This is a genomic window from Candidatus Polarisedimenticolia bacterium, from assembly GCA_035764505.1.
Classification (GTDB): Bacteria; Acidobacteriota; Polarisedimenticolia; order Gp22-AA2; family AA152; genus AA152.
In genome coordinates this window covers 1-7,303 of the sequence record DASTZC010000153.1, presented here as the reverse complement: position 1 = coordinate 7,303, position 7,303 = coordinate 1, and the positions used below count along the sequence as shown (strand labels likewise).

Annotated in this window: 5 protein-coding genes; all 5 read left to right on the top strand. The window is 65.2% G+C overall.

Annotated elements, in window-relative coordinates; genetic code table 11:
• Positions 1-129 precede the first annotated feature (129 nt).
• The gene (locus VFW45_10450) at positions 130-2,196 is read left to right on the top strand and encodes a serine protein kinase (protein ID HEU5181206.1); all 2,067 of its coding nucleotides are present in this window, start codon (positions 130-132) and stop codon (positions 2,194-2,196) included.
• A 66-nt stretch (positions 2,197-2,262) separates the two neighbouring features.
• Entirely contained in the window at positions 2,263-3,369 is a 1,107-nt protein-coding gene (locus VFW45_10445) for a DUF444 family protein (GenBank protein ID HEU5181205.1), read from the top strand.
• Complete coding sequence (locus tag VFW45_10440) at positions 3,366-4,847, top strand: SpoVR family protein (protein HEU5181204.1); 1,482 nt, start codon at positions 3,366-3,368, stop codon at positions 4,845-4,847. Before VFW45_10445 ends, VFW45_10440 begins: the two co-directional genes overlap by 4 nt.
• Complete coding sequence (locus tag VFW45_10435; protein ID HEU5181203.1) at positions 4,831-6,504, top strand: helix-turn-helix domain-containing protein; 1,674 nt, start codon at positions 4,831-4,833, stop codon at positions 6,502-6,504. Before VFW45_10440 ends, VFW45_10435 begins: the two co-directional genes overlap by 17 nt.
• 93 nt (positions 6,505-6,597) lie before the next feature.
• The coding region (locus tag VFW45_10430) for a glutamate-cysteine ligase family protein (GenBank protein ID HEU5181202.1) at positions 6,598-7,303 on the top strand (706 nt) is incomplete at its 3' end.

Here is a 7,303-nt window from a genome sequence, read left to right as displayed (position 1 = left end):
TCTTTGACTGCGCATTATATTGCCTGTCGGAGCGCCTCCGGTCGGAAGAACTGTTTTCTTTCCAACAAGTTCCCGTCGGTCGTGACTCCCGGTTGCGAAGCGTTAAGTTCCTCGGGAGGTGGAGACGCCATGGCATCGGGCAGCGAAATAATCCAGATGATCGGCAGGCTCCAAGACCTGAAAGGGTTCAGGGACCAGCATTGGGAGGGAAGCTTCGAAGACTACCTCCAGATCGTCAGGCAGAACCCCCGGGTGACGCGGAGCGCCTTTCAGCGGGTCTACGACATGATCCTGTCGCAGGGAACCCGCGAGTACTACGAGTACAAGAAGAAGATCATCCACTACAACTTCTTCGACGATCGCAGTCACGGCGGCGTCGACGCGGTCTTCGGGCTGGACGTTCCCCTCATGAAGATGGTGAACGTCTTCAAGTCCGCGGCCAAGCGTTACGGGACCGAGCGCCGCGTCCTGCTGCTGCACGGACCGGTGGGCAGCTCCAAGAGCACCATCGTGCGGCTGTTGAAGAAAGGGATGGAGGACTACTCCCGCACTCCCGAAGGGGCGCTGTACAGCTTCTCCTGGATCGTCGAGGAGGAGAATACCCGCAAGAAGCAGGACCAGGCGGTGATGGAGAGCCCCTGCCCGATGCACGAGGAGCCGCTGCATCTCGTCCCCCCGGAGCTGCGCGCCGAGATCTTCGGCAAGCTCAGCGAAGGGCGGCCGGAGCCGGAGCGCATCGTGGTGGAGGGGGAGATGTGCCCCTCCTGTCGGCAGCAGTACAAGGAACTGAATCTGCGCTACGGCGGCGACTGGACCCGGATCATCTCGCACATCAAGGTCCGCCGCCTCATCCTCTCCGAGAAGGACCGGATCGGCATCGGGACATTCCAGCCCAAGGACGAGAAGAACCAGGACTCGACCGAGCTCACGGGCGATATCAACTACCGAAAGATCGCCGAGTACGGCGCCGATTCCGATCCCCGGGCCTTCAACTTCGACGGCGAGTTCAACATCGCCAACCGCGGGCTCATCGAGTTCGTCGAGGTCCTGAAGCTGGACGTCGCCTTCCTCTACGACCTGCTGGGGGCCTCCCAGGAGCACAAGATCAAGCCGAAGAAGTTCGCGCAGTGCGACATCGACGAGGTGATCATCGGGCACACCAACGAGCCCGAGTACCGCAAGCTGCAGCACAACGAGTTCATGGAGGCGCTGCGCGACCGCACGGTGAAGATCGACATCCCCTATATCACCAAGCTGGCCGAGGAGATCAAGATCTACGAGAAGGACTACAACCCGTCGCGTATCCGCGGCAAGCACATCGCCCCCCACACCATCGAGATGGCCGCGATGTGGGGCATCCTGACGCGCCTGGAGGAGCCCAAGAAGGCCGACCTCACCCTCCTGCAGAAGCTCAAGCTCTACAACGGCAAGACCCTTCCGGGCTTCACCGAGGACAACGTCAAGGAGCTGCGCAAGGAGGCGATGCGCGAAGGGATGGACGGAATCTCCCCGCGCTACACGCAGGACAAGATCAGCAACGCGCTGGTCTCGGACAAGGGGGAGGGGTGCATCAACCCCTTCATGGTGCTCAACGAGCTCGAGAGCGGGCTGAAGCACCATTCGCTGCTCACCAACGAGGAGCTGCGCAAGCGCTACCGCGACCTCCTGTCGGTGGTGAAGCAGGAGTACGAGGACATCGCCAAGAACGAGGTGCAGCGCGCCATATCCGCGGATGAGGAGGCCATCAGCCGCCTGTGCGCGAACTACATCGACAACATCAAGGCCTACACCCAGAAAGAGCGGGTCCGCAACAAGTACACCGGCCAGGACGAGGAGCCGGATGAGCGGCTGATGCGCTCCATCGAGGACAAGATCGACATCCCCGAGAACCGCAAGGACGATTTCCGCCGGGAGATCATGAACTACATCGGCGCGCTGGCGGTGGAGCGCAAGACCTTCAACTACCGGACCAACGAGAGGCTGCACAAGGCCCTCGAGCTCAAGCTATTCGAGGACCAGAAGGACTCGATCAAGCTCACGAGCCTGGTCAGCAGCGTCGTCGACAAGGAGACGCAGGAAAAGATCGACGTGGTGAAGAGCCGCCTCATCAAGGACTACGCCTATTGCGACGTATGCGCCACCGACGTGCTCAACTACATTGCCAGCATCTTCGCCCGCGGGGATGCCCGGGACTGAACGCCGCGCGCCTCGGAACCAACCCGGGGCCGCGGCCCTGAGCCCTCCGCCGGTTCCGGGATCTCCATGATTCTTCGCATCGAGCAGGACCACCACCGCTTCAAGCAGATCATCCGCGGCAAGATCAAGCAGGACCTGCGCAAGTACATCTCGCGCGGCGAGATGATCGGGCGCCGCGGCAAGGACCTCATCAGCATTCCCCTGCCCCAGATCTCCATCCCCCACTTCGTGCACGGCCGGCGCCAGGCCGGCGGCGTGGGCCAGGGAGAGGGCGATGTCGGCACGGTCCTGGGGGCGGCGGAGCCCGAGGAGGGCAGCGGGCAGGCGGGCGACGCGCCGGGCCAGCACCTGCTCGAGGTGGAGGTCACGCTCGACGAGCTGGCGGAGATGCTCGGCGAGGAGCTGGAATTGCCGCGCATCGAGCCACGCGGCCGCAAGAACATCGTCACGGAGAAGTACCGCTACACCGGCATCGCACCGACCGGCCCCGAGAGCCTGAGACATTTCCGCAGGACCTACAAGGAGATGATGAAGCGCTCGCTCGCTTCCGGGACCTACCGGCGGCCGGGGGCGCTGCCCTTCATCATCCGCGAGGACAAGCGGTATCGCACCTGGCGGCCCACCATCCTGCCCGAGACGACTGCGGCGGTCATTTATATGATGGATGTCTCGGGATCGATGGGCGAGGAGCAGAAGGAGATCGTCCGCATCGAGTCGTTCTGGATCGACACCTGGCTGCGCCATCACTACAAGGGGCTGGAGATCCGCTACATCATCCACGACGCGGAGGCGCGCGAGGTGGACCAGGAGACCTTCTACCACACGCGCGAGAGCGGCGGCACCGTCATCTCCAGCGCCTACCGGCTGGCCCTCGAAGTGACCAGGACCGACTACCCCGCCCAGGAATGGAACGTCTACTGCTTCCACTTCTCGGACGGCGACAACTGGTCGCAGGGCGACACGCAGGAGTGCATCCGGCTGCTGCGCGAGGAACTGCTGCCCGGAGTGAACCTGTTCGCCTACGGCCAGGTCGAGAGCCCCTACGGCACCGGCCAGTTCCTGCTGGACCTGAAGGAGGCCTTCGCGGAGGAGGAGGCGGTCGCGCTGTCGAAAATCGAGAGCAAGGAAGCCATCCATCAGTCGATCAAGGAATTCCTCGGGAGGGGACGTTGAGCCTTTCCCCCCTGCTCGCCGGGTTGCAGCGCGAGATCGAGGCGCACGCGCGCGACTACGGCCTCGACTTCTTCCCGGTGATGTTCGAGGTCCTGGACTACCGCAAGCTGAACCAGGTCGCCGCCTACGGCGGGTTCCCCACCCGCTACCCGCACTGGCGCTTCGGCATGGACTTCGAGCAGCTCCAGAAGGGCTACACCTTCGGCCTGCAGCGCATCTACGAGATGGTGATCAACAACGATCCCTGCTACGCCTACCTGCTGGAGTGCAACGCCGACGTCGACCAGAAGATCGTCATGGCGCACGTTTACGCCCACTGCGACTTCTTCAAGAACAACGTCTGGTTCTCCAAGACCAACCGCAAGATGATGGACGAGATGGCCAACCACGCCACGCGCGTCCGCCGCTACATGGACCGCCACGGCGTGGACCGGGTGGAGAATTTCATCGATCTCTGCCTTTCGCTGGAGAACCTCATCGATCCGCACTCCCTCTTCATCGTCCGCGAGCGGCCCGACGCTCCGGAAGAGGCGCCGCGCGTCGCCCGCCGGCTGAAGAGCAAGGAGTACATGCAGGACTACATCAACCCGCCCGAGATCCTGGCCCGCGAATCGCTGCGTCTGCGCGAAGAGTCGGAGCGCAAGAAATCCTTCCCGGCGGAGCCCACACGCGACATCCTCAAGTTCCTGATCGAGTACTCGCCGCTGGAGAACTGGCAGCGCGACGTCCTGAGCATCATCCGCGAGGAGGCCTATTACTTCGCGCCCCAGGCGCAAACCAAGATCATGAACGAGGGATGGGCCACCTACTGGCACTCCAAGATGATGACCGAGCGGTGCCTGACCGACGCGGAGGTGATCGACTACGCCGACCACCACTCCGGGACCGTGGCGACGAGCCCGGGCCGCCTCAACCCCTACAAGCTGGGCGTCGAGTTGTTCAAGGACATCGAGGAGCGCTGGAACAAGGGGCGCTTCGGCAAGGAGTTCGAGGAGTGCGAGGACCTGAGCTTGCGCACCACCTGGGACACGCAGCTCAACCAGGGTCGGGGAAAGATCTTCGAGGTCCGCCGCTTCTGCAACGACGTCACTTTCATCGACAACTACCTGACCGAGGAGTTCTGCCGGCGTCACAAGATGTTCGTCTACGACTTCAACCCGAAGACCGGGCTGTACCAGATCAGCAGCCGCAGCTTCCGGGAGATCAAGCAGAAGCTCCTGTTCCAGCTCACCAACCGGGGACTTCCCTTCATCGAGGTGGCCGACGGCAACTTCCGCAACAAGGGGGAGCTCCTCCTGCGGCACCGCTACGAGGGAGTGCCCCTGCGCATGGACTATGCCCGCGACACCTTGAGGAACACGCAGCGCATCTGGCAGCGGCCGGTGAACATCGCCACGCTCGTAGAGGACAAGCCGAAGCTCATCTCCTATACCGGCGAGGCCTTCGAGGAGGCGGACCTGCATGAACCGGCCGCCTGAGCCGCCCCCGGCAGACCAGAGCTCCCCGCCGAACGGCCATGGCGCCGCGCCCCCACTGTGGGTCGTGGCCGGAGGCAAGGGCGGCGTCGGACGCAGCCTCCTGGTGGCCAACATGGGGATCCAGCTGGCGCGCCTCGGCAAGCGCGTGGTCGTGGCCGACCTCGACTTCCAGGGTGCGAACCTGCACGCCTACCTCGGCATCGGCCGCCCCGCAAAATCGCTCGAGAGCCTCTCCGAGGCCACGGAAGGAGCGCCCCTGGGCGCGCTGCTGCTGGACACCTCGGTGTCGGGCCTCAAGCTGGCGGCGGGCTGCCAGCGCGCCCTTTCCGCGGAGGCGCGCCGCCGTGTGGTGGAGCGTCTGTTCACCCAGCTCCCGGGCCTGCCCGCCGACCTGGTCCTGATCGACGGCGGGTCGGGAAGGAGCGAGGAGGTCCTCGACGCCTTGCGGCGGGCCCGCGGCGGCATTCTCGTGGCGACTCCCGAGCCGGCCTGTCTGGCGTCGCTCTATCTCTTCCTGGAATCGCTGGTCGACTCCGAGCTGGAACGCGCCCTCACGAAAGACGATCGCGAGAAGCTGGAGATCGCCCGCAGCCTGGACGACGAGGAGCCCGGGGCGAGGATGAGCCTGCGCGCTGCGCTCGAGCGCCTGCGGGGCGAAAGCGAGCAGCAGTTGGCCGACGCCGTCATCGGCTGCCTGCGGCCCTACCGCTTGCGGCTGGTCCTGAGCCAGGCCCGCGGCGAGGCGGACGAGGAGCTCGCCCCCATTCTCTGCAGCGGGTTGGACAAATATTTCGGCCTGGAGCTGTCGACGCTCGGATGCGTGGAGTACGACCTCTCGGTCATGCAGGCGGTGCAGAAGCGCAAGCCCCTCTCGCAGCAGTACCCCAACTCCGCCGCCACGCATGGGATCGAGCGGGTGGTCGCGTCCCTGCTCGCCCCGGCCGCCGGAGCGGAGCAGGCTCCGCCCCTGGCACGCGACCTGGCCTCCCTCGATTATTACCGCCTCCTGGAGATTCCCCAGGGCGCCTCTTCCAAGGAGATCCAGGCTGGGTACCAGCTGCTGAAGCGGGCCTACGACCCGGACAACTGGCTGCAGCACCCGCTGCTCTCGGCGGCCCAGATCGGCCGCATCGCCTCGCGGCTGGAATCGGCCTATCGCACATTGGTCTTCCTGGAGAGCCGCATGGAGTACGACAAGAAGCTGGTCGCCCAGGGGCTGCTGCCGGCGGAGATGGCGGGAGGGCGCGATTCGGAGCCGGCGGCTTCGCCGCGGATCGTCCATGCGGTCTCCGAGGACACAGTGACCGCCGTGCCGGTCTCCGCCCGCGACGAGGTCTCGAAGACCCCGGCCCCGGGCAAGACCTCCGAGACGGCGGCCCGGGTGCCCGGCTCCGGATTGCCGGTGACCGGCGCGACGCTGCGCGAGCACCGGGAAGCGCGCAATCTGGCCCTCGAGGCCATCGTGGAGAAGACGAAGATACGTCCCGCCATCCTCGAGGCGCTGGAGGCCGACCGCTTCGGGGACCTTCCCGAGCCGGTGTTTCTAAAAGGGTTCCTGCGACAGCTGGCTTTGTGCCTGGGCCTCGACCCGGCGGTCGTGGTGCGCGAGTACATGCGCCGCATCGATCCTCCCGACAACGGCGCCTCCGCCGGCTGAAATTCCTTTCCCATTTCCGGTCCTTCCCGCCCCCCCCGAATGCAATTCCTTCGCGGGAATAGATAGAATGCCCCCTCCAGTTCAGAGGAGACCATGCCGGACGTGGAACGCCCGCTCGAGAGTCCCGCCGACCTGGAGGGATATTTCGATCAGGGCTCGAAGCCCCGCGAGGAGTGGGGCGTCGGGATCGAGTACGAGCGGCTCGGCGTCTTCGCCGACTCGGGTCGCGCCATCCCCTACCACGGGGCCCGCTCTCTTTCCGCCATCCTGACGCGACTCGTCGCCCACGGCCGCTGGCGCCCGGTCTACGCGGGACGAAACATGATAGCGCTCGACGGCGAGGGGTGTCGTCTCACCATGGAGCCCGGGGGACAGCTGGAGCTTTCCGGCGGCGTGCACCGGCGGCTCGTCGACTTGAGCAACGAGGTGGCGCGCTACGTGGCGCTGCTGCACGAGCACTCCGAGTCGCTGGGAATCACCTGGCTGGGCCTGGGGCTGCATCCCTTCTCGACCCTCGCGGAGATTCCCTGGGTCCCCAAGCCGCGCTACGCCGTCATGTCCGCTTATCTCGCCAAAACCGGCGAGCAGGCCCACCGCATGATGAAGCAGACCGCAGGGGTGCAGATCAACCTGGATTATTCCGATGAGCGCGACGCCATGGAGAAGCTGCGCGCCGCGATGGGGCTGACCTCCCTGGTCACGGCGCTGGTCGCCAGCTCCCCGCTCCTGGAAGGGCGCACGACCGATCGCATGAGCACCCGCAGCTGGATCTGGCAGCACACCGATCCGACCCGCTGCG